We start from the raw sequence: 771 nt of genomic DNA on the forward strand, positions 1-771 counted from the left end.
ACCCTGAGCGGCGGCGACGGTGGCGACACGGTCGGTGGCGGCGACGGCGGCTCGGGCGGCGGCTCCGACGGTGGCGGCTCGGGCGGCGGCTCGGGCGGCGGCTCCGGCGGCGGCTCGGGTGGCGGCGCCGACGACGGCTCCGACGGCGTGCCCGGCGGCGAGGGCGGGGCGGTGTTCGGCACCGGCGCCAACGACGCCATGGCCGGCGACGCCAACGCCAACACGATCTTCGGCGACCTCGGCGACGACACCATCTTCGGCGACTTCGGCGACGACGTGCTCTACGGCAACCAGCAGTCGGACGCCCTCTACGGCAACCAGGGCAGCGACACCCTGTTCGGCGGGCAGGACGCCGACAGCCTGTTCGGCGGCCAGGACAGCGACCAGCTCTACGGCCAGCTCGCCTCGGACGTGGTGTACGGCCAGCTCGGCGTCGACACGCTGTTCGGCGGTCAGGGCGACGACACGCTGTTCGGCGGCCAGGGCGACGACCTGCTGTTCGGCAACCTCGGCGACGACACCATCGTCGGCAACCTCGGCAACGACACCATGGAGGGCAACGACGGCGCCGACACCTTCGTCATGGCCGCCGGCGGCGGCGCCGACACGGTGGCCGACTTCGACGCCGCCGAGGGCGACCGCCTGCAGGTGCTGGGCGGCATGACCTGGAGCGTCGCCGACGGCGACGCCGGCGCGGTCGTCACCTTCGACACCGGCGACCAGGTGACCCTCACCGGCATCCGCGCCGCCGACGTCGCCGGCGACTGGTTC

General features: G+C 74.4%; 1 protein-coding gene. It reads left to right on the forward strand.

Translation table 11 applies throughout. The features are described 5' to 3' along the window. On the forward strand, positions 1-771 hold a 771-nt coding region (locus ACSBPG_RS31990; RefSeq protein WP_435541297.1), incomplete at both ends, for a calcium-binding protein.

It is taken from the genome of Azospirillum sp. ST 5-10 (assembly GCF_051225715.1).
Lineage (GTDB): Bacteria > Pseudomonadota > Alphaproteobacteria > Azospirillales > Azospirillaceae > Azospirillum.